The following is a 26,298-nucleotide window of genomic DNA, read 5'->3' as shown; positions in this document are numbered from 1 at the left end:
TTTATTTGCCCGCGACGGCGGCCTTGAGCTGGGGTTCCAGCGCCTGCCAGTCGAACGTACGGTCCAGCACCTTGCCGTTGATGACGAAGCTCGGCGTGCCCTGGATATTATAGGTTTCGACGGCCTTGCCCCGGATCGCGACGATCTGATCGCGGAGCTTGAGATTGGCGAGGCAGGCGTTGGCGCGTGCGGCCGGCAGGCCGTTGGCGATGGCCCAGTCATCGAGATGCATCATCTGCGCCAGCGCGACATGGATCTGCGCTTCGGGCGTGGCGTTCAGCTTGTCCGCCGCCGCACGATCCGGCGCATTGGCCATGATCTTCTGCTGATCGGCGAACAGTTTTTCGCCCATAGCGACCGCCGCACCGGGTGTGGCGGTGCACCGTACCAACATGCCTTCGGTCAGGTCGATCGGGTTGAGCGCGAACTGGCGGAATTCGAGGCTGACCTTGCCCGTCGCGATATAGTCGCGCCGCACGATCGGCAGCCCTTCGGCCGCGAAATGGGCGCAATGCGGGCAGGTGTAGGACGCATATTCGATCAGCTTCACCGGCGCCGCCGGATTGCCGATCAGCCAGCCGCCTTCGGCCGTGGCGACGACGCGGTTATTCCAGGCCGGCGCATTGGCCGCCTTCGGCGCGGCTTTCGGGGCCGGCTGCGCGGCGGGAAGCGCGGTTGCGGTAGCGACAGCCAGAACGGCGATTGCGGCAGAAATCATGCGCATCACTTGTTTCCATCGTCGAAAGTGGGCGGGCCCTTGGTAGCAACAAGCGCGCCGGCGAGCGATTCGAGCACGGCGCGCAATTCAGGATCGGCGATGGTGCGCAGGCTTTCGCCCAGATCAGCCGGCACGGGCTTGATCGAAGGCGGCGCGCGGCGCGCCACGGGTTTGGCCGCAACACCCTGGCGGATGGCGATGCGGGCGACGGCGGGATAGCCGAAGAAGCGGTTGACGCGTTCGACGATTTCCGGTGCGACATGCTGCATCATCGCGGCATGGGCGCCTTCGACGCTGAGCGTCAGCACGCCCTGCGCACGTTCACCCTTCGGAAAGCGGATCGATTCGGGCGCGGAGACGCCGGCATAACGCGGGCCGACGATTTCGGCCCAGCGGCTGACCACGGCCGATTGCACGAAGCCGAAGCGGCGAAACGAGGCGCGGCCGACATCGGGCACCATTTCGGCCACCGGCCGGGCGCGGTTCTGGCGTGGCGTTTCCGCCGTGGCCGCGCGGGGGCGGCGCGTGCTGGGGGCTCTGGTCTTGCGTTCCGTCATCGCGGTTCCCATGCCATAGCGGGGCCATGCCCGTCGACAGCGCCGTCGCGATTCCCGCGCTAATCCTTGAATGGTATGATCGTTCGGCCCGGCGCCTGCCGTGGCGCGCCATGCCGGGCGCGCCGCCGCCCGATCCCTATCGTGTCTGGCTTTCGGAAGTGATGCTGCAGCAGACGACGGTGGCGGCGGTGGGCCGTTACTTCGCGGACTTCACGACGCGCTGGCCCACCGTGGCCGATCTGGCTGCCGCCGACGATGCCGAGGTGATGGCTGCCTGGGCGGGGCTTGGCTATTATGCCCGTGCACGCAACCTGCTGGCCTGCGCCCGCGCGGTAACAGCGGCCGGAGGGCGCTTTCCCGACGACGAGGCCGGGTTGCGCGCCTTGCCCGGCATTGGCGACTATACGGCGGCGGCGGTGGCGGCGATCGCCTTCGGCCGGCGCGCGGTGGTGGTCGATGCCAATGTCGAACGGGTGGTGGCCCGGCTGTTCGCGATCGATGCGCCGCTGCCCGGATCGCGCCCGGCGATCCGCGCCGCCTGCGACACGATCACCCCCGACAACCGCGCCGGCGATTTCGCGCAGGCGATGATGGATATTGGCGCCACGATCTGCACGCCCCGGAAACCCGTTTGCGCGCTGTGCCCGGTCAACCGCCATTGCGCGGGGTTCCGCGCCGGCGATCCCGAACGATGGCCGGTCAAGGCGGCGAAGAAGGCTCGTCCGCTGCGCCGGGGCACGGCTTTTTGGGTGGAGGTGGATGGCCATGTTCTCCTCGTCCGCCGGCCGGACAAGGGCATGCTGGGCGGCATGCGGGCGTTGCCGAGCGGCCCGTGGAGCGAGGCCGATCCCGGCTTGGCGGATGCGCCGGTGGCGGGGAATTGGCAGCCGATCGGGCAGGTCGCCCATGTCTTTACCCATTTCGCGCTCGACCTTGCCGTCGTGATGGGAACAAGCGAGCGCGATGCCGCGGACGGCGAATGGTGGCCGGTCGAGCGGATCGGAGAAGCGGGATTGCCGACGCTGTTTGCAAAGGCCGCGGCGCTCGCCCAGAAAAGCCGCAAAGAGGAGAGGGAATGATGCCGACTGCGCCGGGTTTCACGGGATCGCCGATCGAGCGGATCGACAATGAGCGCGATCATCCCGGCATGTTGGAGGCGAGGCGGGCGGACCCGCGCGCTCTGTATCTCAAGATGGACGGGCTCGATCCGGTGGCGACGGCGGACGGCGCGCTCGATTGGGCGCCGATCGCCGAGGCGCCGGCGGGCGTGGACCTCGCGCTGCTTGGCCTGATCGACGATATTCCGCGCTTCGTGGCGCTCGAACGGCAGGCGGCAGGCAGCAACCACAATCTGATCTGGCGGCTGCTCGACGGGTTTCCGGCGGGGGAGGCGGGCACCTATGCGGCGGCGCGCAGCCTGATCGACTGGCATTCGCGCCATCGCTTCTGCGCCGCATGTGGCGCGGAAACGGCGGTGATGCGGGCCGGCTGGGCCCGGCGCTGCACGGCCTGCGCGACGGAGCATTTTCCACGGACCGATCCCGTCGTCATCATGCTGGCCGAATATCAGGGGCGGGTGCTGATCGGCCGGCAACCGCGCTTTCCCGCCGGGCGCTATTCGGCGCTGGCCGGGTTCATCGAGGTTGGCGAATCGATCGAGGAAGCGGTGGCGCGCGAACTGTTCGAGGAAGCGGGGGTGAGGGCCACCGGCGTCCGCTATGTCGCCAGCCAGCCCTGGCCCTTCCCGTCATCGCTGATGATGGCCTGCATCGCGACGGTGGAATCGGATGCCGTGACGCTCGACACCAACGAACTGGAACATGCGATGTGGGTCGATCGCGATCAGGTAGCCGCGTCGCTGGCCAATGACCCCGACGCACCGTTCATCGCGCCGCCGCCTTATGCAATCGCCCACACGCTGTTCGCGCGCTGGCTGGCGCGGGAATAAGCGGGTCTCAGAACAAGAACCGTCATCCCAGCCTTCGCCGGGATGACGGGCAGGCGCAGATCACACGCCGCGCGGGCGGGCCTGCGGATAGGTGCCGAGGATGCGGACCCATTTGGAATGGAAGGCCAGTTCCTCCAGTGCGCGCGCCACGGCGGGGTCTTCGGGATGGCCTTCGATGTCGGCGTAGAATTCGGTCGCCGCGAAGCTGCCGCCGCGCTGGTAGCTTTCCAGCTTGGTCATGTTGACGCCGTTGGTCGCGAAACCGCCCATCGCCTTGTAGAGCGCGGCCGGAATATTCTTCACCTCGAAGATGAAGGTGGTCATCACCTGGCCGGCGGGGCGTTCGTTCGATCCTTCGAGCGCCAGGATCACGAAGCGCGTCATATTATGCTCCGCATCCTCCAGCCCGTCGGCGAGGATGTCGAGGCCGTAGAGCTCGGCCGCGGCGGGGGGCGCGATCGCAGCGGTTTCGGGCTGGCCGAGTTCCGCCACCATCGCGGCGGCGCCGGCGGTGTCCGCATAAGTGACCGGGCGAAGGCCGCGTGCGCGCAGCCAGTTGCGGCACTGGCCCAGCGCCTGCGGGTGGCTCATCACCTCGGTGATCTTCGCCGCCGGATCGACGCCCATCAGCGCGTAGCGGATCGGCAGGAAATGCTCGCCGGTAATCACCAGCCCGGATTCGGGCAGCAGGAAGTGGATGTCCGCCACCCGGCCGTGCAGCGAATTTTCGATCGGAATCATCGCACGATCGGCGCGGCCTTCGCGGACCGCATCGATCGCGTCCTCGAAGCTGAAGCAGGGCAGCGGCAGCGCGTCGGCAAAAGCCTGATCCACCGCGATGTGCGAGTTCGCGCCAGGTGCGCCCTGGAAGGCGACGGCGCGGTTCGGCTCGGCCGCGGCGGCGGCCATCATCTGCGCGACCAGCGCGCGGGCGGGGGCGGGATAGCTTTCCATATGGGGCGCGCGCTTAGGCTGGATGGCCACGCGTCGCAAGTTGTAGCCTTGATAACGATTCGCAAACCTCAAGCTGCGCTTGCGGTGGAAGGCGCTCGAATCTAAAGGGAGCCCGCTTTTTCATCGCGCAAGGGGACTGCGCGATCCCCTGGGAGGATAAGAGAGAGGCATGGAAAACCGTTTCAACACCATCGCGGGCTGGGCACTGGCCGGCGGCATTGCGGCTCTGGGTCTCTCGATCGTGACGGGTGAGTATTTCAAAGGCCATCGCCCTGAAAAGATGGGCTATGTGGTCGAAGGCGTCGAAGAAGAGGGCGCGGCCGGCGGCGCCGAAGCGGAAAAGCCGATCGAATTCTACCTCGCGAGCGCCGATCCGGCGAAGGGCGCGGACGTGTTCAAGAAGTGCGCGGCCTGCCACAATGCCAACAAGGGCGGTGGCAACGGCCTCGGCCCGAATCTGTGGGGCGCGCTCGGCAAGCCGCACGGCCATGTTCCGGGCTTCGCTTACACCGACGCGCTCAAGGGCGTCCCGGGGACCTGGGACTGGAAGAGCATGAGCGACTGGCTGCACAATCCGAAGAAATATGCTCCGGGCACCAAGATGACCTTCGCCGGCCTTTCCAAGCCGGAAGATCGCGCGAACATCATCGCTTACCTCAACCAGCAGAGCGACAGCCCGCTGCCGCTGCCGGCGGCGCCGGCCGAAACCGCCGAGGCCCCGGCCGAAGGCGCGGCACCGGTGGACGGCAATGCGACTGCCGACGCTGCGGCGCCGGCTGCCGGTAACGAGGCTGCTCCGGCGGCGGCCCCGGCCCACTGAAAATAGGATGCGTTGCGGGGGAGCGTGGCTCCCCCGCGGCGATGCGCGCCGCGCAATGCCGGTGCCTTTATTTATGATTCCGCCGGCGGTGACGGATCAGCGGCTGCTCTGGGTGATTGCGGCCGAGTCGCTCGGCGTGTTCTAAACGATAGCCATATCGTTGGCCGGTGCGCGCAGCATGCGCGTGTAGATGTCGGCTTCTTCCGCAAGCGGGTAGAAATAGGGATAGAGCGACCGCTTCGACGTGCGCAGATTGTTCGTGTAAACGTCGATATATTCACGAATATCGGACGATCGGAGCCAGAGCAGCTGCGACGGCGCCTTGACCGAGTCGTTCATCTTCACGTCGCCGACGGGCTTGAAGTTCAGCATCACTTCGTAAAAGCGCGAATGGCGGGGGTTCACCTCGATGAACAGGTCGGTGCAGTCGTACCGATGCATGCCGTAAATGAAGATGATGTGGAACAGCGCGGCCAGCACCGGCTTGGACGGTGCATTGGTGTCGAGCGCGAACTTCGTCAACTCGCACAACCGGTTGCCGGGCATGCGGCGGAACCCGTCGATGTCGTCATGGAAGGTTTTCTCGATGGCGAGGCCGGCGCCGGAGTCCGCCGTCAATGTGAGCGTGCCGACCACCCGGTCGTCGCTCGTGATCGTGAAGGTGGTGGAATTTTCGCCCGACGGCAGCGCATCGCTGCGCCCATAGCCGCGCCAGGAATACATCCGGTTGATCAGATCGCTGGCGGAGTCTTTTTCGTACTTCGTGTTAGCGATATGAAATGTCAGATATTTTTGTTCCCCATCATGATCCGTATAGGGGAATTCGACGAAAAGTTCATCGTCGAGGGGGGCAGTGCTGATGCCGGCCTGATAGTGCTCGCTGAACTGATGATGCGTATCTACCTGCGACATATTTGCCCCCGGATGACTGCGACCTCGGAGATGCCTGCGCACGCATTTTTGCAGCCGTAAGCATCTGTGGTTAATGGGATTTTGTGATTTTGAACGCAAAGTACAAAGCGCGTCATTTACTTGGCGTAACGAGTCTCGTCGTTTCGTTTGTGTTATATTTGTCAGATGGATACTGATGTGATTCGATTTATTTTCGGTTGCCAGAGCTGAATTGGCGCTTCTAGCCTTTGGCGGTGGGCCGTGCATTCGTCGGGGCCGATCAGCGAAAACCGCTCGTCCGACCGGCCTAATTCCGTTGAAAATGGCGGATTGCGGCGCTTTTGGGTGCCTTCCAAGGCGTCTCATATAGGGAAAAGTGCCGGCCAAGTTGCGGCCTGCAATACTTGCAACGGCCTTAACTATATGTCAGCGTGAAATGGGTGGAGGGGCATGTAGCGCATGGCGCCGAAGCAGAAAGGGTACGGCTAATGAAGGGCATCCTTATGGCTGTCGTGGGTGTCGCCTCAGCGATCACCTTTAGCCCAGCGGCATTCGCCGAGGACTTCGTTCCGGGCGATCCCGAGTTTCAGGTTTTCGGAGACATCACCAACGGGCCAGTGTCGGCGACTATCGGTCGTAGCGGCATCCTGGAAGGCGACTTTACCGATTATTATCGCTTCACAATCGATCAGGATGGCACCGGCAGCGGTTCGCTCTCCACCAGCACTTCCGCGCTTTTGTCGGCAACCGATCTGGACATCATTTCGGTCATGGTGAACGGCTTGGCGGCGACCAAGACGCTTTCCGCTGACGGCAAGAGCGAGTTCTTCGACATCAGCAGCGTGCCGATCGCCTTCGGTGTGCTGAACACGATCGAGATCGTCGGTTTCTCGCGCGGCAACGGCTCCTATGGCGGCAACGCCACCTTCCTGCCGAATGCCATTCCCGAGCCGGCGACCTGGGCGATGATGATCACGGGCTTCGGCCTGGTGGGCTATGGTGCACGGCGCCAGCGCTGGACGTTGAAGGCTGCCAAAGCGTAGCTTTTCCGCGCCCTTCAATAGCAAGGGGGTCACCGCGCTCAGGCGCTGGTGACCTCTTTGTCTTCAGCTGGCCCATTCGGCGCATTCTGGTGAGACGCGCGGGATAAAAGGCTCGCGCGCCTCCTTTTGCTGTTCCTGGCTGGCCCGACGCCCTATGCGGGTGCCGGCTGTAGCGATAAGCCGTTGAAGCGGACGCCTCGCCGCGCCATGATTGCGCGCGCAGGGCATATCGCCTCAACAGGGCATAACGCCAAAGGGCATTCCAGGAGCATTTCACCCATGAAGACCGAATTCCGCTGGGGCGTCGTTGCGCTCGCGCTCGCCGTGGCAGCTTGCGGCAAGCAGGAAGCCACCGACACCACGGCCGCCGGCAATGCCGCTGCACCGGCCGCGAGCGCGCCCGCAGGCAAGGACTGGAGCGAGGTCGTTTCGGTTACGCCGGAAGGCGGCTTTCGCATGGGCAATCCCGATGCGCCGGTGAAGCTGGTTGAATATGCGTCGCTCACCTGCCCGCATTGCGCCGATTTTTCGATCAACGGCGCGCCCAAGTTGAAGGACGAGTTCGTCCGCACCGGCAAGGTGAGCTGGGAATTCCGCACCTTCGTGCTCAACCCCGTCGACATGGCGGTATCGCTGCTGGCGCGCTGCCAGGGTGAGGGGCCGTTCTTCAAGCTGGTCGAACAGACCTATGCTGAACAGAAGACTTGGCTCCCCAATATCTCCAAGATCACCAATGACGAGATCACCCGCATCCAGGGGCTGCCCGAGAACCAGCAATTCGGTGCGCTGGCCACGTCGGCGGGCATGGACCAGTTCTATCGCGCCCGTGGCCTAGCCAAGGACAAGGCCGATCAGTGCCTGGCCGACAAGGCCGGCATCGACAAGCTGCTCGCCATTCGCGAGCATGGCACCAAAATCGACAATATCACCGGCACGCCGGCCTTCATGATCAACGGCAAGCTGGCCGACGGTGTCTATGACATCAACACGCTGTCGGCCGCGCTGAACGAAGCGCTGGGCGGCTGATCGGGCCGGCGGCTCCGGGGGGACGCACACCGCCATGCGGATCAGGAGGCTCAAGCTTTCGGGCTTCAAGAGCTTCGTCGAACCATCGGAGCTGCGGATCGAGCCGGGGCTGACGGGTATCGTCGGCCCCAATGGCTGCGGCAAGTCCAACCTGCTGGAAGCGATCCGCTGGGCGATGGGCGAAAGCTCCGCCAAGTCGATGCGCGGCGGCGGGATGGAGGATGTGATCTTCGCCGGCACGACGAGCCGGCCCGCGCGCGATTTCGCCGAGGTAGCGATCCTTGTCGATCGCGCGCCCACCGGCGACGGGCAGGACGGCGAGATCGAGATCGTGCGCCGGATCGAGCGGGGCGCGGGGTCTGCTTATCGGCTGAACGGCCGCGACGTGCGCGCCAAGGACGTGGCGTTGCTGTTCGCCGACGCGGCGACCGGCGCGCATTCCCCGGCGCTGGTGAGCCAGGGGCGGATCGCGGCGGTGATCGCGGCCAAGCCCACCGAACGGCGGCAGATGCTGGAAGAGGCGGCGGGCATTGCGGGCCTGCACGTCCGCCGCAAGGATGCCGAACAGAAGCTGCGTGCCACCGAAACCAACCTTAATCGGCTGGACGAACTGCTGGCCGATATGGAGGTGCGCGGCAATGCGCTGAAGCGGCAGGCGCGGGCCGCCGAGCGCTATCGCCAGCTTTCCGAACAGATCAGGCTGGCTGAGGCGAAACTGATCTATGCGCGCTGGCGTGAAGCCGCCGCCGCAGCCGATGCCGCCAAGCGCGAGGCGGATCAGGCCGACTCTGCGGTGAATGCCGCTGCCGAGGCGCAGCGCGCCGCCGCCGCCCACCAATCGCAAGCGGTGCGGATCGTCGGCGATGCGCGGGCCGAGGCCCAGAAGACGCGCGAGGCGGCGGCGGAGGCCGGGCATCAGCTTGCGGCCTTGCGATCGGAACGCAGCGCGCTGGAACGGCGGATCGCGGAACTGGCGGCGCAGGGGGACACGCTGGCGCGTGACCGTGCGCGCGAGGATACGTTGGCGGTGGACGCATCGGCGGCGCTGGCGGGGCTCGCAGAAGAGGATAAGGCGCTCACCGCTGCGCGGGCCGGTGCCGATGGGGAACAGACCGCCTTTGCCGTGCGGGTGGGCGAGGCGGAGACGGCGAGCCGCGATGCCGAGATCGCGCTCGCCCATGCGGTTGCCGAGCAGGCTGCCGAACAGGCCGAGGTGCGCGTGGCGCAAGCGGCATTGGCTGCGGCGCGCCAGCGGTTGCAGCGCGCGGAGGCGGATCATGGCCGGGCGGCTGCCGAAGTTCGGGCGCTGCCGGATGCCGAACCATTGCTCGACAAGCAACGCGCTGCGACGTCGGCGCGCGATGCGGCGCAGGCGGCAGCGGCGGAGGCGGCGGCCGCGATCGCCGTGGCCGAGGGCGAGCGCGATGCGGCGGCGGCGCGGCGCGAGACAGCGGAGGCGGCCAGCGCATCAGCCCGGGCGGCGTTGGCGGCTCTCGAAAGCGAAGTGGCGGCGCTGACCCGTGCGACGGCGGGTGATGCGGGCGCCCATCAGGCGCTGCATCAGGTGCGGGCGCAGCCCGGCTATGAACGCGCGCTGGCGGCCGCGCTGGGCGATGATCTTACCGCGGCGATCGGTGCCGAGGGCAAGCGGCGCTGGGCGGGGGCCGAACCGCAGCCGGAGGATCCGCGCCTGCCCGAAGGTGCGGAACCGCTGGCGCCGGCGGTGACCGCGCCGCCGGAAATCGCGCGACGGCTGGCACAGGTGGCGGTGGCTGACCGGGATGATGGCAGCCTGGCGCTGGCGACCGGCCAATGCCTTGTCACCCGCGATGGACGGCTGCGCCGCTGGGACGGCTTCGTTGCGGAGGAAGTGGGGGCCGCGGCGGCCGAGCGGCTCATCCGTATCAACCGGCTTACCGCGCTTGAGGAACAATTGCCCGGCGCCCGGGACAATGTGGAAACGGCGACGGCGGCCATGGCGGAGGCGCAGGCCGGACTGGCAGCGGCCAAGGCCGCGATCGACGCCGGCCGGCGGAGCCTGGCGGATGCCGAGGCGCAGGCGCGCAACGCCATGCGCGAGGCGGATGCGGCGGCGACCGCGATCGAGCGGCTTGCGGGCCAGCGCGCGACGCTGGAGCAGCGGGCCGATAGGGCGGCGACCGAACGCGACGAGGCGGCCAATGCGCATGGCGACGCCGAAGCTGCCGTGACGGCGCTGCCGGACGGGCAGGCAACGGCGGTGAAGGTCGATCAACTGCGGCGGGCCAGCGATATGGCCCGCGCGACGCTGGCGGACGTGCGCGCGGCGCTGGCGGCTCTGCGCCAGCGGATCGAGGCGGACGCGCGCCGGCTGGAGGCGGTGCGCAGCGAATCGAAGGGGTGGCGGTCCCGCGCGGGCGATGCGGCACGGCGCATCGACGAGATGGCGAAGCGCGCCGATGCGGTGGCGAAGGAGGCCGCGACGCTTGCCGACGCGCCGGCGAAGCTGGACGGTCGGATCGCGACGCTGGAAGCCAGGGTTGCGCAGGTCGAAGCTGATGCCGCGAACGCGCGCGATGCCGAACGTGCTGCCGAGGAGCAGTTGCGACTGGCCGAAAAAACGGCGGCCGATACTGGCGAGGCGCTGGCCGCCGCGCGCGAGGCGCGGGCAGGGGCCGCTGCGCGTCACGAAAATCAGGAGCTCCGACGGATCGAAATGGGCCGGGTTTCCGGCGAGCGATTCGGCTGCCCCGCGCCGGTGCTGCCGGAGAAACTGGGCTTCGCGAGCGCCGAGGTGGGCGACGCGGCCAGCCAGTCGGCGGCGCTGGACCGGCTGACCGCCGATCGCGAGCGGATCGGCCCGGTGAACCTTGTCGCCGAAACCGAACTGGCCGAGCTGGAGGAGGCGCGCACCAAGGGGCAGGCCGAACGCGACGAGCTGGGCGAGGCGATCAACCGTCTGCGCGGATCGATCGGCAGCCTGAATCGCGAGGGGCGGACCCGTCTGCTCGCCGCGTTCGAGGCGGTCGACCAGCATTTCCGTCGTCTCTTCACCACCCTGTTCGCCGGCGGCGAGGCGCATCTGGCGCTCACCGAATCGGATGATCCGCTGGAGGCGGGGCTGGAGATCATGGCGCAGCCGCCGGGGAAGAAACTGGCCGCGCTCACGCTCCTTTCCGGTGGCGAACAGGCGCTGACGGCGGTGGCGCTGATCTTCGCCCTGTTCCTGACCAATCCGGCGCCGATCTGCGTGCTGGACGAGGTGGATGCGCCGCTGGATGACGCGAATATCGAACGATTCTGCGACCTTCTGGATCGCATGACGCGCGAGACCGACACCCGATACCTGATCGTCACCCACAATGCCGTCACCATGGCGCGGATGCACCGGCTGTTCGGCGTGACGATGGTGGAACGCGGCGTCAGCCGGCTGGTATCGGTGGATCTGGGCGGAGCGGAGCGGCTGCTGGCGGCGGAATAGCCGTGCCCGTCATGGCCTAAGGCGGGTTTCGCCATGCGCCCCGGTTGAACCCCGCGACTTGATTCTATACAGGCCGCGTCCATATCCGGCCGCGACGCCGTTCCGTTTTTGCCGAAAGATCGACCGCCGATGTTCACTTTCCTTCTCGTCGTCCACGCGATCATCGCCGCGGCGCTCGTCACGGTGATCCTGATGCAGCGTTCGGAAGGCGGCGGCCTGGGCATGGGCGGCAGCCCGACCGGCCTGATGAGCGCACGTGGCGCGGCGGATTTCCTCACGCGCGCGACGACGATCCTGGCGACCCTGTTCGTCCTGATGTCGATCGGCCTTGCCGCGCTCGCCACCATGCAGCGTGGTCCGCGCGAAATCGATCAGTCGCTTGCCCGCCCGCCGGCGGCGCAGCAGCAGGCGCCGGCAGCGGCGCCCACCGTGCCGGAGGCCGACAATGCGGCCGCGCCGGCAACCAACAGCGCGGTTCCGCTGGCCCAGTAAGCTTCGCGCCCGGCGACGGGCGTTCTCGTTCACCATCATTTCCTGTGCGTCGACGGCATCGTCGGCGCACTCGATCGCTTTTTTCGGAGTCGTTCCCTTGCTCCCAACCTCAACTCGCGGCTAAGCCATTTCTCCCATGGCGCGGTACATCTTCATCACCGGCGGCGTGGTCTCCTCGCTTGGCAAGGGTCTTATGGCGGCAAGTCTTGCTGCCCTCCTCCAGGCGCGTGGCTATCGGGTCCGCATTCGCAAGTTCGATCCCTATCTCAACGTCGATCCGGGCACGATGAGCCCGTATCAGCACGGTGAGGTCTATGTGACCGACGACGGCGCCGAGACCGATCTGGATCTCGGCCATTATGAACGCTTTACGGGCGTTCCTTCGCGTCAGTCGGACAACATCACGACGGGACGGATCTACCAGAACATCATCGCCAAGGAGCGGCGCGGCGATTATCTCGGCGCGACGGTGCAGGTGATTCCGCACGTCACCGACGCGATCAAGGAGTTCGCGCGCGGCGAGACCGACGACGTGGATTTCGTGCTGTGCGAGATCGGCGGCACGGTGGGCGACATCGAATCGCTGCCTTTCATGGAAGCGATCCGCCAGCTGCGGAACGATCTGGGCCGTGGCAATTCCGTTTTCGTCCACCTGACGCTGGTGCCGTATATCGCGGCGGCGGGTGAACTGAAGACCAAGCCGACGCAGCATTCGGTGCGCGAGCTGACTTCGCTGGGCATCCAGCCCGACGTGCTGGTCTGCCGTTCGGAACATCCGCTGCCGGCGAGCGAGCGGGCGAAGATCGCGCTGTTCTGCAATGTGCCGCCCGATGCGGTGATCCCGGCGCTGGACGCCAGCACCATCTATGGCGTGCCGCTGCAATATCATGCCGAAGGGCTCGACCGCGCGGTGCTCGCCGCGTTCGGGATCGAGGCTGGCGGATCGCCGGACCTGACCCGCTGGGACGATATCGTCGATCGCATCCAGAACCCGGAAGGCGAAGTGACGATCGGCGTCGTCGGCAAATATACCGGCCTGCTCGACGCCTATAAGTCGCTGCACGAGGCGCTGGTCCATGGCGGTATCGCCAACCGGGTGAAGGTGAACATCCGCTGGATCGACGCGGAGCTGTTCGAAGGCCCCGAATCGGATATCGCGGCCAGCCTTGAGCCGTGCAACGCGATTCTGGTGCCCGGCGGCTTCGGCGAACGCGGATCGGAAGGCAAGATTTCGGCCGTGCGCTTCGCCCGCGAACGCAATGTGCCCTTCTTCGGCATCTGCCTTGGCATGCAGATGGCCTGCATCGAAGGCGCGCGGAACCTGGTCGGCCTGGCCGATGCATCGACCACGGAATTCGGCCCGACCGAAAACCCGGTCGTCGGCCTGATCACCGAATGGGAATCGACGCGCGGCAAGCAGGTGCGTTCGGCCGATGGCGATCTGGGCGGCACGATGCGGCTCGGCGCCTTCCCGGCCAAGCTGGCAGGCAACAGCCGCGTCGCTTCGGTCTATGGCGAAACCGATATTTCGGAGCGGCATCGCCACCGCTACGAAGTGAACATCAACTATCGCGAGCCGCTGGAGGCCAAGGGCCTGATCTTTTCGGGCATGTCGCCTGATGGCGCGCTGCCGGAGATCGTCGAGCGGCCGGACCATCCGTGGTTCATCGGCGTGCAGTTCCACCCGGAACTGAAGTCCAAGCCGTTCGATCCGCATCCGCTGTTCGCCAGCTTCGTGGCGGCGGCGCTGGCACAGAGCCGGCTGGTCTGAGGGCCGGCTGGTCTGAGCGACCCTAGAAGCGCTTGGTGATGCCGAGATAAAGCTCGGCATCGGCCGTCGTGTGGTTCAGCCCGAAATTGCCGCCGGCATCCAGCTGGATGTCGGCGGTGGGCTGCCAGCCGAAGGACAAGGCGGCCAGCGCTTCCGTAACATGATCGGCGGGATCGCGATCGCGATAGGCGGCGATTTCGACCGTGCCGCTGATGGCGTCACTGACCGCGAAACCCAGCCCGAAAGCACTGCCATAGCGCAGATGGCGGCCATGCCGGTCGGCATCGGTGGCGGCATCCACCTCCGGCGTCAGCGCCAGTTGCAGATCGCCCGGCAGATCATAGCTGATCGGCAGCAGCAGGCCTGCGCCCCAATCCCCCGCGCCGATGGCCTGACCACCCACGGGAAGCGTGGCGAAGGGCTGCGCGGCGATCGAGAAGCCGGAGCCGTCGGGCTGGGCCAGGTTGCGGCGCAACGCCAGCACCACATCGCCGGTGCCGTCGTCACGATCCACCGCACCGCTCGCCCGGTCGCGCGCGTGGACATGGCCATAGGCCGTCCAGCCCAGCTGCATTTCGGCGCTTTCGGCGATGCCGAAGCGAACCAGCACCTCGCTGGCGGTGATCGTGTCGGTCCGGCTGTCCGCGTTCCGATCGACCGCCCAGTCGGCAAGGCCGAGTTCGACCTGTATCCGGCCGGCGTCGAGCGTGCAGGCGGGCGTGCCAAGGCCGGGCCGATCCGGGCAGAGATCGCGTTCGGCCTGTGCGGGCGCGCTGATCAGGAGAGCAGCGGCAAGGCTGAGGGCGGACAGCGAACGACGCATGGCAGGGCACCCTGATGAGGCGGGACGGTTACCCCCACATCATAGCGGAACTTTGCTTGTCTTGGCTTTCGCGGCTTCGCCATAGCTGTGCCAGGTGAAGATTGCGGCCGCCCCCCGGTGGGGCCGCCAGGCTTCGGCGACCTCGCGGGTGCGCTTTTCGGACGGGCGATCCGCCATGCCCAACATCCGCCCGACCTCGATCTGGACGGCGAGATCGCCGGCGGGCCAGATATCGCCGCGCCCTTCGGCAAAGAGCAGGTAGATTTCCGCCGACCAGCGGCCGATGCCCTTGATGTCGATCAACTGGGCGATCGCGGCCTCATCGTCGGCGGGCAGGGCATCGAGATCGAGCTTTCCCGACACGACATGATTGGCCAGGCTGCGCGCATAACCGCTTTTCTGGCGCGAGAGGCCGGCGGCGCGCAGCACCTCGTCCGAAGCGGCCGCGAGCGCCGCAGGATTCGCGGCGGAGCCGAGCGCGGCATCCAGCCGGCCCCATACCGCATTGGCCGCGTGGACGCTGACCTGCTGGCCGACGATGGTGCGCAACAGCGTTTCATAGCCGCGCGCGCGGATGCGAGGTTCGGGATAGCCGATCGATTTCAGCCGCTCGGCGAAGGCTGGCTCGTTCGCGGCGAGGGCGTCCAGCCCCATTTTAAGCTGCTCCGCCGTCAATCCCATATTGCGTCCGCCCTTGATTTCGCTGGCCCGGACGGACATAGCCGCCCGGAAACTGGCTCGCGGGAAGCGAGGGGAGAAGCCATAATGCCGAAGCTGTTCGTCGTCACGCGCGAAGGGGAAGAGAAGGTCGTCGAGGGCCAGGTGGGCCTGTCGGTGATGGAAAATATCCGGGACAACGGATTTGACGAGCTGCTGGCGCTCTGCGGCGGCTGCTGCTCCTGCGCCACCTGCCACGTCCAGATCGACCCCAAGGATTTCGACAAGCTCGGCGCCTTGAGCGACGATGAGAACGATCTGCTCGACAGTTCGGACCATCGCACCGCCACGTCGCGCCTGTCGTGCCAGATCCCGTTCACTGAAGAGCTGGACGGCCTGCGCGTCGTCATCGCCCCGGAGGATTGATCCCCATGTCTGCCGCCCGCATCTACCAGCGGACCAAGAATGCCATGCAGTCCGGCCGCGCGCGCGCCGGGCAATGGGTGCTCGAATATGAGCCCGCCGAAGCCAAGCGTCCCGATCCGCTGACCGGCTGGGCCGGATCGGGCGATACGCGCGGGCAGGTGAGCCTGGTGTTCCCGTCGCTGGACGCGGCCCGGGCCTATGCCGACACGCAGGGGCTGAAGACCACGGTGGTGCCGGCGGCGGCCAAGCAGCTGCGCATCCGCACCTATGCGGAGAACTTCCGCTAAGGCTTTTCGGCGCAAGCACATTTCCCGTGCGGGAAACCGGCGTTATGCTTCAAGCGTTACGTTTCCGGTTCGATAGCATGCAAGGGAGATATGCGATGCGCCACCTGATGATCGCGCCGCTGGCGGCGGCCGGCCTGCTGGCCGCCTGCGCCAGCAGCGGTTCCGCCGATACGGCACCCGAGGTGCCGGCGACGACCAGCGCCACCGCGAATCTGGTGGGGCCGGATGGCACGGCGATGGGCATCGCGACGCTGACCCAGATGTCGGACGGCATCCGCCTTGTCGTCGATGGCCGGGGCCTGCCGGCGGGCCCGCACGGCTTGCATGTCCACCAGACCGGCAAGTGCGAGGCGCCGGGCTTCACCACGGCCGGCGGGCACTGGAACCCGACCAACATGGTGCATGGCAAGGATGCCGCTGGCGGGCCGCATTGGGGCGATCTGCCCAACCTTATCGCCGGAACCGACGGCGCGGGCCGCCTGGAAGTGACCCTGCCGGGCACGCGGCTGGCGGGCGGCGATCATCCGCTGTTCGACGCCGATGGCGCGGCGGTGGTGATCCATGCCGGCCCGGACGATTACAAGACCGATCCCAGCGGCAATAGCGGCGGCCGCATCGCCTGCGGCGTGGTGATGCCCAACTGATCGATCAGATCGCTTCCCCCGCCGCCCGCGCCCGCTCGATCAGCGTGGCTTCGGCGGCGGGCAGGTGGCGCGCGCCGACAAGAAACAGCAGGACGGCAATCGGCGCGGGCGCGAGCGCGCACAGCATGGCGAGGCGCAGATCGCCCGTCGCATCGCTGATCAACCCGGTGATGTAGGGTCCGAGGCCAAGGCCGATCAGGTTGGCGCCGAGAAACTGCACCGCCATCGCCAGCCCGCGCATGCGCGGCAACACCTGATCCTGCAATGTCGCCGCGACCGGGCCGAGCCACAGGGTAAGGAACAGCAAAGCGAAGAAGTTGGTCACGTAGAACAGCGTGATGCTGCCCACGCTATATTGGGCGACGCTGAAACCGGCCGAGATCGCGGCAGCCGCGATCGCGACGAACAGCCGGCCCGATGGATGGCGCTGGCGCGCCCAATCGCCGATCACCCCGCCCAGGCCGGTGCCGATGCCGCCCGCCGCAGCCGCGATCGCGCCGAGATACCAGCCATCTTCCGGGCGCAGGCCGAGATGTTCCTTGCCATAGACGAAGATGAAGGTGCTGAGCCCGTAGCTGCCATAGCTGACGAGGCCGCCAGCGATGACCGGGCAATAGAAGCTGGGCGTGCCGAGCAGCAGCCGCGCCGCGACAGGATCGCGCAGGCGGACGGACTGGATCCAGCTCCATGTCGCGTAAACGCCGATCGCGATGGCGACCCACTGGACGAGATTGGTGGTGATGGCGAGGCCGCCGACATCGGCGATCAGCGCGCGTTTCGCGGGCGCGAGCAACTGGTTGGTGGATGCGATCACGAGCGCGGCGGCGGCGGCGCAGGCGGCGAGGGTGACGAGGTTGGTGACGATCTGGGTGGTGCCGCCACCATTGCGCCTCAGACTGAACAGGCTGAACGGCGGAAACATTGTCGCCATTTCGGCGAAGGTGGCGCGGAAGGGGTGGGGATCGCCCGGATGGGGATGTCCGTCGATTGCGCCGCGCACCGGCTCGCGCACGGTCGTCACCACCAGCAGCGCCAGGATCAGGCCGGGAATGCCGACCGCGAAATAGGCAGCCTGCCAGCCCGCCAGTCCGAAGGGCGGATTGACCGGGTAGGCGGCTTCCCACCAACCGACGATATGCCCGCCGATCATCAGCGAGGCGCCCGCGCCGATGTAGATCCCGCTCATATAGATGGCGAGCGCGGTGGCGCGTTTCGCCTTGGGGAAGAAATCGAGCAGCACCGATGCCGCCGCCGGCGAGGCACTGGCTTCGCCGACGCCGACGCCGACCCGTGCCAGCGCCAATTGGGTGAAATTGACGGCGGTACCCGAAATCGCCGTCATCGCCGACCAGAAACCGAGCCCGATCGCCAGCGTCCGCACGCGGTGCCAGCCATCGGCGAGCTTGGCGAGCGGGATGCCGAACAGCGCGTAGAACAGGGCGAAGGCGGTCCCGAACAGCAGGCCGACCTGCGCATCGGTAATTCCCATATCCGCCTTCAGATAGGGCGCCAGGATGGTGATGATCTGGCGATCGATGAAGTTGAAGGCATAGACGACGGTGAACAGGCCGAGCACGTACCAGCGATACATGCCCCCGCCGGCGGGTTTGTCCGTCTGCGCCATGCCGTGCCGCATCCCCCTGTCGCGCGGCTTCTATTGGCCGCCGCTTTGTCCTAAGTGCTGGTTCTTATCCGGGAGATCAAAGTGTCCGTAAAGTCCAAGCCTGCCGTGCTGTTTGTCTGTCTGGGCAATATCTGCCGTTCGCCGCTGGCTGAGGCGGCGTTCCGCGAGGAAGCGGAGCGCGCCGGACTGGACGTGACGATAGATTCCGCCGGCACCGGCGATTGGCATCTGGGCCATGCGCCCGACAAGCGCGCGCAGGCGGTGGCGAAGCGCCACGGCGTGGACATTTCGGGCTATCGCGCGCGGCAGGTGACGCCGGACGACTTCCGCGATTTCACCCATATCGTGGCGCTGGATGCCAATAATTTCGCCGATCTCCGCGCGCTGGCGCCGGCGGATGCGAGCGCGGAACTGTCGCTGCTGCTCGATCATGTCGCCGGCCGCGAAGGCGAGGCGGTGGCCGATCCCTATTATGGTGACGATGCCGGCTTCGACGTGACCTGGGCCGACGTGACCGCCGGCGCGCGCGGCTTGCTGGATCGGCTGAAGGGCTAGGCGGCGTGGACAGGCCCGTATCTCGGCCGCTGTCGTTGGTTTCCGCCTGAAGCCTGCCTGTCAGGACGCGCCGACATTGCGGACATTGGCCCACCGCGGCAATATACGGGAATGAGGAAAGCTTCAGTTTGGCAGATGTCTTGGGTGCCCAAGTTCTGGGGCGTTCTGGGCTTGATATTTTTGCTGATAGCTCTCGCTGACATGATCATCGGCGGACCGTCTTACTGGACGGTTCTGGCCGTACTCCCGCTCATATTTGCCTGGTTGGTGGCAACCATCATAGCAGGCACTCGGTCAATATTTTTGCTTTTGGCCGCGTTAATGCTTTGCGGGTTAGCACCCTTGAGCTTTTGGTACGTGCTTCGCTGGCTTCGTTCTGTTTTGCTCGATCTGAACTTCAAGGACGAGGCTGTTATAGCAAGCGTTACCGGTTCGCTTATGAAGTGGGAATCTGTGTTGGCAATCGGGGCAATCGTGATCGCGAAGGTGCTCAGCTCTCGAACTCGCAGCCCGCAAGCCTAATGTCCGCTCCCCCCGACAACGCGATCATCTGAGCGTCCTGTCTGCCTCCCCCAAACCCGACGGTCGTTCTTCATTGGGGTCTATCCACGCCACCTATGGCCCGCTTCGCCGGCCGGCCTGCGCGATCAGGCGGTTGGCGGTTCAGCCAGCGGGTAGCGATTGACGATCTCGTAAAGCGCGCCTTCGCTGCTGAGATGGCTTTCGTAGAGGCAGAAATCCGTCATTTCCATCGGCTCGCTGGCAAGGCCGGCGGCTTGGGCCAGCATCGCGTCCGCCGGGCCGGACTTGCGGCCGAAGCGGGCGATGGTGATGTGCGGCAGGAAGGCGCGCGTATCCGGCGCCACGCCGACGCGGGCGAGCGCCTGATCGACCTTGTTGTGGAGCGCCGTCACCGCGTCATGCGGGGTGACGCCGGCCCAGAGTGTATCGATGCGGCCGCCACGGCCGAACTGGCCGAGCCCGTCGAGCGTGAGCGCGAAGCGGGGATGGTGGACCGTGCCGAGTGCGGCCGCGACGTCTTCGGCCATGTGGCGATCGACTTCGCCGATAAAGCGCAGGGTGAGGTGCAACTGGCTGTCATCCTGCCAGCGCGCGCCGGCGATGCCGCCCATCAGGCCGAGCAGGCGTTCCCGCATGGCGCGGGGCGGGCGGAGGGCAACGAACAGGCGGTGCATGGGCGAAACCGTAATATCATGTTACAAGGCCGCCACGTTGAAAACCATCGGCAATCCGCCGATATTGGTGGGGAGCGGTGCGACCTTCGCCCGCAAATACGGAGTTTGATGACGATGGCAAACTGGTCCGATCCCCGGACGACCGCCGCGGCGAGGCCGACCGCGGCCGGCACGCGCGACGCCGCGATCGACGCGGGGCTGCGCTCGTACATGCTTTCGGTCTACAACTACATGGCTTCGGGCGTCCTGCTGACGGGCATCGTCGCCTATCTGTTCGCGCGCTCGGGCGCGGCGGAAGTGGTGTTTTCGGGCGGCGCGCTGCGCTGGCTGATCATCCTCGCCCCGCTCGCCTTCGTGATGGTGCTCAGCTTCGGCATCAACCGGCTGTCGACCTTCGCGGCGCAGGCGCTGTTCTGGGCCTTCGCGACGGTGATGGGCCTTTCGATGTCGACGATCTTCCTGATCTATGGCGGCGTCGATATCGCCCAGGCCTTCTTCGCCACGGCGGCGGCCTTCGCGGGCCTCAGCCTCTATGGCTACACCACGAAGCGTGACCTGTCGGCGTTCGGCACGTTCCTGATCATGGGCGTCGTCGGCCTGCTGGTGGCGAGCGTGATCAACATCTTCCTGCAGTCCAGCGGCCTGGCGCTGGTGGTCAGCTTCCTCGGCGTGCTGATCTTCGCCGGCCTGACCGCTTATGACACGCAGAAGATCAAGAGCATGTATTTCTACGTCGCCGGCACGGAAATGGTCGGCAAGTCGGTGATCATGGGCGCCCTGTCGCTCTACCTCGACTTCGTGAACATGTTCACCTTCCTGCTGCAGTTGATGGGCAACCGCGACTGACCCAACTGCCGGAAGGCACAAGAAAAGGCCCGGTGGAGCGATCCGCCGGGCCTTTTCCGTTTCGGGGTAGCGAGAAGGCTGGCGATGGGCCGCCCGCCTGGATCAGGCAGCGGGCGTGGCGGCCGCGTCGTCGAGTTCGGTGGCGCGGCGATAGGCCGGGCGGCCGTGGATGCGCGCGACATAATCCTTGAACACGGGCCGTTCGTCGATCGTCTTGAACATCATGCCCCAGGCGATCTGCGAGCCGGTGTAGATGTCGGCGGCGGTGAAGGCATCGCCACAGAAATAGGCATGATCGGCGAGGTGACGTTCGAGATTGGCGATCGTCTCCTCGAAACAGCCATAGCCGACGAAGCCGCGCTGTTCGGCGGTCGGCACCGCGTTGAGCGCCTTGTCTGTCACGGCGGCTTCCACCGGGCCGGCGCCGAAGAACAGCCAGCGATAATAGTCTCCGCGCTCGGCAGGCGGCGGCGCAAGGCTGGCGGCGGGGAAGCTATCGGCAAGATAGGCGCAGATCGCGGCGCATTCGGTGACGATCGTTTCGCCGTGGCGGATCGCCGGCACCTTGCCCATCGGGTTGATCGCCAGATAGCCCGGCCCCTTCATCTCCGCGCCATAGGAGACGATGTGGGTTTCGTAGGGCGCGCCGACCTCTTCGAGCATCCAGCGCACGATCCGGCCGCGCGACTGGGGGTTGGTGTAGAAGACAAGCCCGTTCATGTCGGATTCTCCTTCAGGCGAGATTCTTCTTCAGGCCAGATTTTTCTTCAGGAACGCGATCGTGCGGCCCCAGGCCAGATCGGCCGCCGCCTTGTTATAGCGTTCGGCCGAGGTGTCGTTGTTGAAGGCATGGTGGGTGCCTTCGTAGAAATAGGCCTGCACCGGCACCTTCGCGGCCTTGAGCGCGGCGATCCACGGCTCGGCGGTCTTGTTGACGCGATCATCGGTGGCCGCGAACTGGAGGAGCATGGGCGCCTTCACCTTCGCGGCTTCGGCGGGATCGGGGCAGGGGCCGTAATAGGGCACCGCAGCGCCCAGCGCGGATCCGGCGGCGACGGCGATCCGGTTGGTCATCGCGCCGCCCCAGCAGAAGCCGATGACGCCGGCCTTGCCGTTGCTCTTCTTGTCGGCCTTGATCATGCGCACCGTGGCCGCGCCATCCTGCACGGCGGCCGCGAGATCGAGCGTGCCGATCATTTCGCGCGCCTGCGCCTCGTCAGCCGGCGTGCCGCCTGCCGGGGACAGGAAATCGGGCGCGATGGCGTGGAAACCTTCCAGCGCCACCCGCCGGGCGACATCGCGAATATGATCGTTGAGGCCGCGATTTTCGTGGATCACGATCACCGCTGGCAGCGGCCCGGCCGGCTTGGCGGGGCTGGCCCAATATCCGGCCATCTTGCGGGTGTTGGCCGTGTTCCAGCTTGTCGTGCCGGTCTTGAGGCGCGTGTCGTCGGCCGGGATGATGGCGGCGGCCGCCGGATTGGCGGCGATCGCGGCGGCCAGTGCGTTGGCGGCGGCGGCGCTGCCGGCGAGCCTGGTGAGATCGGCCAGAAAGGCCCGCCGGTCATGATGGTCGTGGGTGAAGCTGTCGTGCAGCGCGATCGCGCGGGCATGGAGATCCTTGTCGGTCATCTCACTCTCCCTCCGGGGCGGGACGGTCTAACCCGCCCCGGAAGGGGATGCCAGTTACTTCGCGCCGATCATTTGGCCGCGTTCCGATACTTGTCGAACCAGGCGATGATCGCTGACGCCTTGGCCGCCGATTGCGACGGGCGGGCGGCAATGCCGCCGTGCGACGCTTCCGGCACCTTCACCAGCGCCGTCGGCACGCCGCGCAACTGGAGCGCCGAATAATATTGCTCGGACTCGCTGACCGGGGTGCGATAATCCTCGCTGCCGACGACGACGAGGGTGGGCGTCTTGACGTTGCCGACCAGCGACAAAGGCGATCGCGCCCAATAGCCCTGCGGGTCTTCCCACGGCATCTTGCCGAACCAATATTTGGCGAAGAACGGCGTGTTGTCGGCGGTCAGCACGAAGCTGGTCCAGTCGATCACCGGTTTCTGCGTGGCGGCGGCCTTGAAACGATCGGTCTTGCCGACGATCCAGGCGGTGAGCACGCCGCCGCCCGATCCGCCGGTGACGAACAGATTGTCCGGGTCGATCGATCCGGTGCCGATCGCGGTATCGACCGCTGCCATCAGATCCCCATAATCGTCGCCCGGATAAGCGTGGTGGATCAGGTTGGCGAATTCCGCGCCGTAAGACGTGCTGCCGCGCGGATTGACGTAGAGCACGGCATAGCCGGCCGCCGCATAAAGCTGGTTGTCGGTGGCGAAGGCGGGGCCATAAGCGGCGAAGGGGCCGCCGTGGATTTCGAGGATCAGCGGATATTTCTTCGCCGGATTGGCATTGGGCGGCAGGACGAGCCAGGCATCGACCGCGCGGCCGTCGGCGGCCTTGACCGGCAGATGGCGGACCGCGCCCAGCGTCTTGCCGCCGAGCAGCACGTCGTTGAGCCGCGTCAACTGCCGCGCCTTGCTGCCCTGCGCGATCGAAATATCGGCGGGACGCTGCGGATCGCCGCTGGTGAAGGCGACCGCGCCATTCTTGGCGACGCTGAATGCACCGCCCGAATAAGGCCTGTCGAGCTGGGTGCCGGCGAGGCCGGTGGCGACGCTGGAAAGCTTGCCGTCGAGCCCAATGCGGGCGACGCGCGACGCGCCATGATCGTCATACTGGATGTAGAGCGAACGGCCGTCGGCGGCCCATCGCACATCATCCACGCTGCGATCGAGCGAGGCGGAGATGGCGCGGGCGTTGCCGCCGTCGCGATCCATCACATAGACCATCGCATTTTCGTAGCCGCGATATTTGTCGTCGAAGCCGAGATAGGCGATCCGCTTGCCATCGGGCGATACGGCGGGGGCGGCGTCGGGGCCCAGCCGGCTGGTCAGTGCGGTCAGCGCGCCGGTGGCGACATCGACGGCGTGGATTTCCGAATTATTGGGTTCGCGTTCCCAATTCTCGCTGCGATCGGCGCTGAACAGGATCGTCCCGCCATCGGGCGTCCACGACAGGGGACCATTATCGTTGAACCGCCCGAAGGTGAGCTGGTGCGGCGCGCCGCCATCCGCCGCGACGACGAACAGATGATCGTGGCCGGGCTTCAGATAGCCGGCGCCATCGGCGCGATAGACGATCGACGAAATGATCTCGAGCGGCGGCGCCCATTTCGCGCCTTCGGGCTTGGCCGGCGCGGTGCCGAGCTTCATGCCTTCATCCGGCACCGTCATCACATAAGCGATCTGGCGGCCATCGGGCGACCAGGCGATCGAACTGGGGCTGTCCGGCAGACCGGTGACACGGGCGGTGGCGCCATTGTCCATCCAGCGCACGTAAAGCTGCGCACCGCCGCCATCGGCGGTCGATACATAAGCGAGCTTCTTGCCATCGGCCGACCAGCGCGGCTGGCTGTGCGATCCGGGGCCGGCGACGAGTGGCGTCTGCACGCCGGTGCGCGTGTCGATCAGCCAGATCGTCGCGCGGGCCTTGTCGGTCATCACGTCGTTCGAGCGGCGGACATAGGCGATCATCGCGCCATCGGGGCGGATCTGCGGATCGGCCGCGACTTCGAGCGAAAAGAGATCGGCGCCCTGCAAAACCCGCGACGGGCCTTCGGCCGGGGCGGCCGGCAGGGAACCCGGTGCGGCGATGGCCGTTGCAGCAGCGAAAAGAAGGGCAATGGTGCGATGCGACATGGAGCGTGTTTTCCCGCTTTCTAAAAAGGGATGCGCTCTGCCTCGCTTCTTTTTCGCTTCGCCGCAAGCGGTTGTGATCCTAGTCTCGATCATGTGATTCCCAGTCATTCGGGCAAAGCAGGGCAGTGGAGCTGGCATGAAAAAGACGGTGTTGAAGCTGTTTGCCGAGGCGGTCGTCGAACGGCCCGAATCCGCCATGCGCAGCCGTGTATTGGGTGCTGCGTTGCGGCGGATCGACGGTGTGCCGGTGCGATCGCGCTACGGTGTGGTCATGCGCACCCGCAGCCACGATCTGACCAATTATTACTGCATCTCCGGCGAGAACCATGTCGATTATGACGACGTGTTCTCGGTGGTCAGCACGATTCGGCCGGGGATGGCGTTCTTCGATATCGGCGCCAATGCGGGGCTGTTTTCCATGGTCGCGGGCAAGCGGCTGGGGCCTGATGGCGTGATCGTGGCGTTTGAACCGTCGCCGCGCACCTTCCACGATCTCGTGGCGAACGCGGTCGCCAACGGGCTGGCTAATTTCCACCCCTTCTGCGCTGCACTGGGGCTGGAAAATGGCGTCGCGCGGTTCGATTCCGGCAATGAGGGGCATTCTGGCGCCGCCCATTTCGACGGGCAGGGCAAGATGTTCGTCACCCAGATGCGCTTTGCCGACATGTGGCCGAGCCTGCGTGAGCTGATCGGCGACCGGAAGATCATGGTGAAGATCGACGTCGAGGGCGCGGAGGATATCGTGCTGACCTCGATCGCCGACCTGCTGGCATCGGGCCAGATCGAAACCTGCATCGTCGAGGTGGATCAGGGTTATCTGGAACGGTTTGGCAGCTCGGCCGCAGCACTCTATGCCAAGCTGGAGGCCGTCGGCCTGAAGCCGCGGCTGGGGCTGGGCACGCGGCCGCATTATAACGAGGTGTTCGAGCGGCAGGGCTAGCGGGTCAAGCCGTCGTCGACGGTGTGATCACGGCATTTGCGATCGGCCGGCCTTCGGTTTGACCTCGCAACCGCGCGGGATTGCTGCCGATTCGTCTGCGCGGGGGTTACGCGCTATAGGCCGCGCCAGAATCACCCCATTTCCTCATCCGCTTTCGGGAATCCGCTCCATGAAGTTCTTCGTCGATACCGCCGATACCAAGGAAATCGCCGAGCTGGCCGCCACCGGTCTGCTGGACGGCGTGACCACCAACCCCTCGCTGATCGCCAAGTCGGGCCGCAAGTTCCTTGAGGTTGTCGAGGAAATCTGCGGCATCGTGCAGGGCCCGGTTTCGGCCGAGGTCGTCGCGCTCGACCATGACACGATGATGCAGGAAGCCGCGATCCTGCGGAAGATCGCGCCGAACGTCTGCATCAAGGTGCCGCTGACGATCGACGGCCTGAAGACCTGCAAGAAGCTGTCGGACGATGGCTGCATGGTCAACGTCACGCTCTGCTTCTCGGCCAATCAGGCGCTGCTGGCCGCCAAGGCGGGCGCGACCTTCATTTCGCCCTTCGTCGGCCGCCACGACGATGTCGGTTTCGATGGGATGCAGCTCATCTCCGATATCCGCATCATCTACGACAACTATGATTTCGATACCGAAATCCTGGTCGCCAGTGTTCGCCACCCGGTGCATGTGCTGGAATCCGCCAAGATCGGCGCGGACGTGATGACGGCGCCGCCGGCGGTGATCCGCGCGCTGTTCAATCACCCGCTGACCGAAAAGGGCATCCAGGGCTTCCTGGCCGACTGGGCCAAGACCGGCCAGACGATCGGTTGATCGCAGAACGGGCCATCCCGGCGTCGCCGGGGTGGC

The 26,298-nt window shown here is 66.2% G+C and carries 27 protein-coding genes; 16 read left to right on the top strand and 11 right to left on the bottom strand.

The genetic code is table 11. The features are described from left to right. Position 1: 1 nt before the first annotated feature. Positions 2-724 carry a thioredoxin domain-containing protein gene (locus tag CHB74_RS05925; RefSeq protein WP_089218696.1) on the bottom strand — a complete coding sequence of 241 codons (723 nt, stop codon included), beginning with the start codon at positions 722-724 and terminating at the stop codon, positions 2-4. Continuing rightward, positions 724-1,287 carry a DUF721 domain-containing protein gene (locus CHB74_RS05920; RefSeq protein ID WP_089218695.1) on the bottom strand — a complete coding sequence of 188 codons (564 nt, stop codon included), beginning with the start codon at positions 1,285-1,287 and terminating at the stop codon, positions 724-726. Before CHB74_RS05920 ends, CHB74_RS05925 begins: the two co-directional genes overlap by 1 nt. Positions 1,288-1,301: 14 nt before the next feature. On the opposite strand from CHB74_RS05920, the gene CHB74_RS05915 reads away from it, so the two are divergent. Both CHB74_RS05915 and nudC read left to right on the top strand, forming a co-directional pair. Next, positions 1,302-2,354, top strand: a complete 1,053-nt coding sequence (locus CHB74_RS05915; RefSeq protein ID WP_089218694.1) for an A/G-specific adenine glycosylase — start codon at positions 1,302-1,304, stop codon at positions 2,352-2,354. Further along, positions 2,354-3,223 carry an NAD(+) diphosphatase gene (gene nudC, locus CHB74_RS05910; protein ID WP_089218737.1) on the top strand — a complete coding sequence of 290 codons (870 nt, stop codon included), beginning with the start codon at positions 2,354-2,356 and terminating at the stop codon, positions 3,221-3,223. The genes CHB74_RS05915 and nudC overlap by 1 nt, the downstream gene beginning before the upstream one ends. Positions 3,224-3,283: 60 nt before the next feature. On the opposite strand, the gene CHB74_RS05905 is transcribed toward nudC, so the two are convergent. Then, on the bottom strand, positions 3,284-4,177 hold the full coding sequence (locus tag CHB74_RS05905) for a prephenate dehydratase (protein ID WP_089218693.1): 894 nt from the start codon (positions 4,175-4,177) through the stop codon (positions 3,284-3,286). A 169-nt stretch (positions 4,178-4,346) separates the two neighbouring features. Here CHB74_RS05905 and CHB74_RS05900 point away from each other — a divergent pair, with 169 nt between their 5' ends. Beyond that, positions 4,347-4,997, top strand: coding sequence for a c-type cytochrome (locus CHB74_RS05900; RefSeq protein ID WP_089218692.1), 651 nt, complete (start codon positions 4,347-4,349; stop codon positions 4,995-4,997). Between the two features lie 141 nt (positions 4,998-5,138). Here CHB74_RS05900 and CHB74_RS05895 read toward each other — a convergent pair whose 3' ends face one another. Continuing rightward, a complete protein-coding gene (locus tag CHB74_RS05895) occupies positions 5,139-5,951 on the bottom strand; it encodes an N-acyl amino acid synthase FeeM domain-containing protein (protein ID WP_144033733.1) in 813 nt (270 codons plus the stop codon). Between the two features lie 425 nt (positions 5,952-6,376). Between CHB74_RS05895 and CHB74_RS05890 the strand changes: the two genes are divergently transcribed. The 5 genes from CHB74_RS05890 (at position 6,377) to CHB74_RS05870 (ending at position 13,680) form a co-directional block, all read left to right on the top strand. Next, positions 6,377-6,931, top strand: coding sequence for an FxDxF family PEP-CTERM protein (locus CHB74_RS05890; RefSeq protein ID WP_089218690.1), 555 nt, complete (start codon positions 6,377-6,379; stop codon positions 6,929-6,931). 279 nt (positions 6,932-7,210) lie between these two features. Continuing rightward, positions 7,211-7,957, top strand: coding sequence for a thioredoxin domain-containing protein (locus CHB74_RS05885; RefSeq protein ID WP_089218689.1), 747 nt, complete (start codon positions 7,211-7,213; stop codon positions 7,955-7,957). A gap of 34 nt (positions 7,958-7,991) precedes the next feature. Beyond that, entirely contained in the window at positions 7,992-11,417 is a 3,426-nt protein-coding gene (locus CHB74_RS05880) for a chromosome segregation SMC family protein (protein WP_089218688.1), read from the top strand. Positions 11,418-11,546: 129 nt separating this feature from the next. Beyond that, on the top strand, positions 11,547-11,909 hold the full coding sequence (gene secG, locus CHB74_RS05875; RefSeq protein WP_089218687.1) for a preprotein translocase subunit SecG: 363 nt from the start codon (positions 11,547-11,549) through the stop codon (positions 11,907-11,909). 136 nt (positions 11,910-12,045) lie between these two features. Next, positions 12,046-13,680 (top strand): CTP synthase, encoded by a 1,635-nt coding sequence (locus CHB74_RS05870; RefSeq protein WP_089218686.1) that lies wholly within the window; start codon positions 12,046-12,048, stop codon positions 13,678-13,680. A 22-nt stretch (positions 13,681-13,702) separates the two neighbouring features. Here CHB74_RS05870 and CHB74_RS05865 read toward each other — a convergent pair whose 3' ends face one another. Next, positions 13,703-14,503: a transporter gene (locus CHB74_RS05865; protein ID WP_089218685.1), complete on the bottom strand. Its 801-nt coding sequence runs from the start codon at positions 14,501-14,503 to the stop codon at positions 13,703-13,705. Positions 14,504-14,542: 39 nt separating this feature from the next. Next, on the bottom strand, positions 14,543-15,184 hold the full coding sequence (locus CHB74_RS05860) for a DNA-3-methyladenine glycosylase family protein (protein ID WP_089218736.1): 642 nt from the start codon (positions 15,182-15,184) through the stop codon (positions 14,543-14,545). An 84-nt stretch (positions 15,185-15,268) separates the two neighbouring features. Here CHB74_RS05860 and CHB74_RS05855 point away from each other — a divergent pair, with 84 nt between their 5' ends. The 3 genes from CHB74_RS05855 (at position 15,269) to CHB74_RS05845 (ending at position 16,517) form a co-directional block, all read left to right on the top strand. Then, on the top strand, positions 15,269-15,586 hold the full coding sequence (locus tag CHB74_RS05855; protein WP_089218684.1) for a 2Fe-2S iron-sulfur cluster-binding protein: 318 nt from the start codon (positions 15,269-15,271) through the stop codon (positions 15,584-15,586). A gap of 5 nt (positions 15,587-15,591) precedes the next feature. Further along, complete coding sequence (locus tag CHB74_RS05850) at positions 15,592-15,873, top strand: ETC complex I subunit (protein WP_089218683.1); 282 nt, start codon at positions 15,592-15,594, stop codon at positions 15,871-15,873. Positions 15,874-15,968: 95 nt separating this feature from the next. Continuing rightward, positions 15,969-16,517 carry a superoxide dismutase family protein gene (locus tag CHB74_RS05845; protein WP_089218682.1) on the top strand — a complete coding sequence of 183 codons (549 nt, stop codon included), beginning with the start codon at positions 15,969-15,971 and terminating at the stop codon, positions 16,515-16,517. Between the two features lie 4 nt (positions 16,518-16,521). Here the strand turns inward: CHB74_RS05845 and CHB74_RS05840 are convergent, their stop codons facing one another. After that, complete coding sequence (locus tag CHB74_RS05840; RefSeq protein WP_089218681.1) at positions 16,522-18,141, bottom strand: MFS transporter; 1,620 nt, start codon at positions 18,139-18,141, stop codon at positions 16,522-16,524. 81 nt (positions 18,142-18,222) lie between these two features. Here CHB74_RS05840 and CHB74_RS05835 point away from each other — a divergent pair, with 81 nt between their 5' ends. Both CHB74_RS05835 and CHB74_RS05830 read left to right on the top strand, forming a co-directional pair. Beyond that, positions 18,223-18,696 carry a low molecular weight protein-tyrosine-phosphatase gene (locus CHB74_RS05835; RefSeq protein WP_425442243.1) on the top strand — a complete coding sequence of 158 codons (474 nt, stop codon included), beginning with the start codon at positions 18,223-18,225 and terminating at the stop codon, positions 18,694-18,696. A 111-nt stretch (positions 18,697-18,807) separates the two neighbouring features. Beyond that, positions 18,808-19,218, top strand: coding sequence for a hypothetical protein (locus tag CHB74_RS05830; RefSeq protein WP_089218680.1), 411 nt, complete (start codon positions 18,808-18,810; stop codon positions 19,216-19,218). A gap of 125 nt (positions 19,219-19,343) precedes the next feature. Here CHB74_RS05830 and thpR read toward each other — a convergent pair whose 3' ends face one another. Next, positions 19,344-19,892, bottom strand: coding sequence for an RNA 2',3'-cyclic phosphodiesterase (gene thpR / locus CHB74_RS05825; RefSeq protein WP_089218679.1), 549 nt, complete (start codon positions 19,890-19,892; stop codon positions 19,344-19,346). A 114-nt stretch (positions 19,893-20,006) separates the two neighbouring features. Between thpR and CHB74_RS05820 the strand changes: the two genes are divergently transcribed. Beyond that, positions 20,007-20,738: a Bax inhibitor-1/YccA family protein gene (locus CHB74_RS05820; protein WP_089218734.1), complete on the top strand. Its 732-nt coding sequence runs from the start codon at positions 20,007-20,009 to the stop codon at positions 20,736-20,738. Between the two features lie 102 nt (positions 20,739-20,840). Here CHB74_RS05820 and CHB74_RS05815 read toward each other — a convergent pair whose 3' ends face one another. From CHB74_RS05815 to CHB74_RS05805, 3 genes are all read right to left on the bottom strand, one after another. After that, the gene (locus CHB74_RS05815; protein WP_089218678.1) at positions 20,841-21,458 is read right to left on the bottom strand and encodes a glutathione S-transferase family protein; all 618 of its coding nucleotides are present in this window, start codon (positions 21,456-21,458) and stop codon (positions 20,841-20,843) included. A gap of 30 nt (positions 21,459-21,488) precedes the next feature. After that, positions 21,489-22,370 carry a dienelactone hydrolase family protein gene (locus CHB74_RS05810; protein WP_089218677.1) on the bottom strand — a complete coding sequence of 294 codons (882 nt, stop codon included), beginning with the start codon at positions 22,368-22,370 and terminating at the stop codon, positions 21,489-21,491. A gap of 68 nt (positions 22,371-22,438) precedes the next feature. After that, positions 22,439-24,499: an alpha/beta hydrolase family protein gene (locus tag CHB74_RS05805; RefSeq protein WP_089218676.1), complete on the bottom strand. Its 2,061-nt coding sequence runs from the start codon at positions 24,497-24,499 to the stop codon at positions 22,439-22,441. Positions 24,500-24,635: 136 nt separating this feature from the next. On the opposite strand from CHB74_RS05805, the gene CHB74_RS05800 reads away from it, so the two are divergent. Then, positions 24,636-25,439 (top strand): FkbM family methyltransferase, encoded by an 804-nt coding sequence (locus CHB74_RS05800; protein WP_089218675.1) that lies wholly within the window; start codon positions 24,636-24,638, stop codon positions 25,437-25,439. A gap of 169 nt (positions 25,440-25,608) precedes the next feature. Continuing rightward, positions 25,609-26,262, top strand: a complete 654-nt coding sequence (fsa, locus tag CHB74_RS05795; protein WP_089218674.1) for a fructose-6-phosphate aldolase — start codon at positions 25,609-25,611, stop codon at positions 26,260-26,262. The last annotated feature ends 36 nt before the right edge of the window (positions 26,263-26,298 follow it).

This window comes from Edaphosphingomonas laterariae, from assembly GCF_900188165.1.
GTDB classification, from domain to species: Bacteria; Pseudomonadota; Alphaproteobacteria; order Sphingomonadales; family Sphingomonadaceae; genus Sphingomonas_E; species Sphingomonas_E laterariae.
The sequence above is the reverse complement of the archived record's forward strand: the minus strand, read 5'-3'. Positions and strand labels throughout refer to the sequence as shown.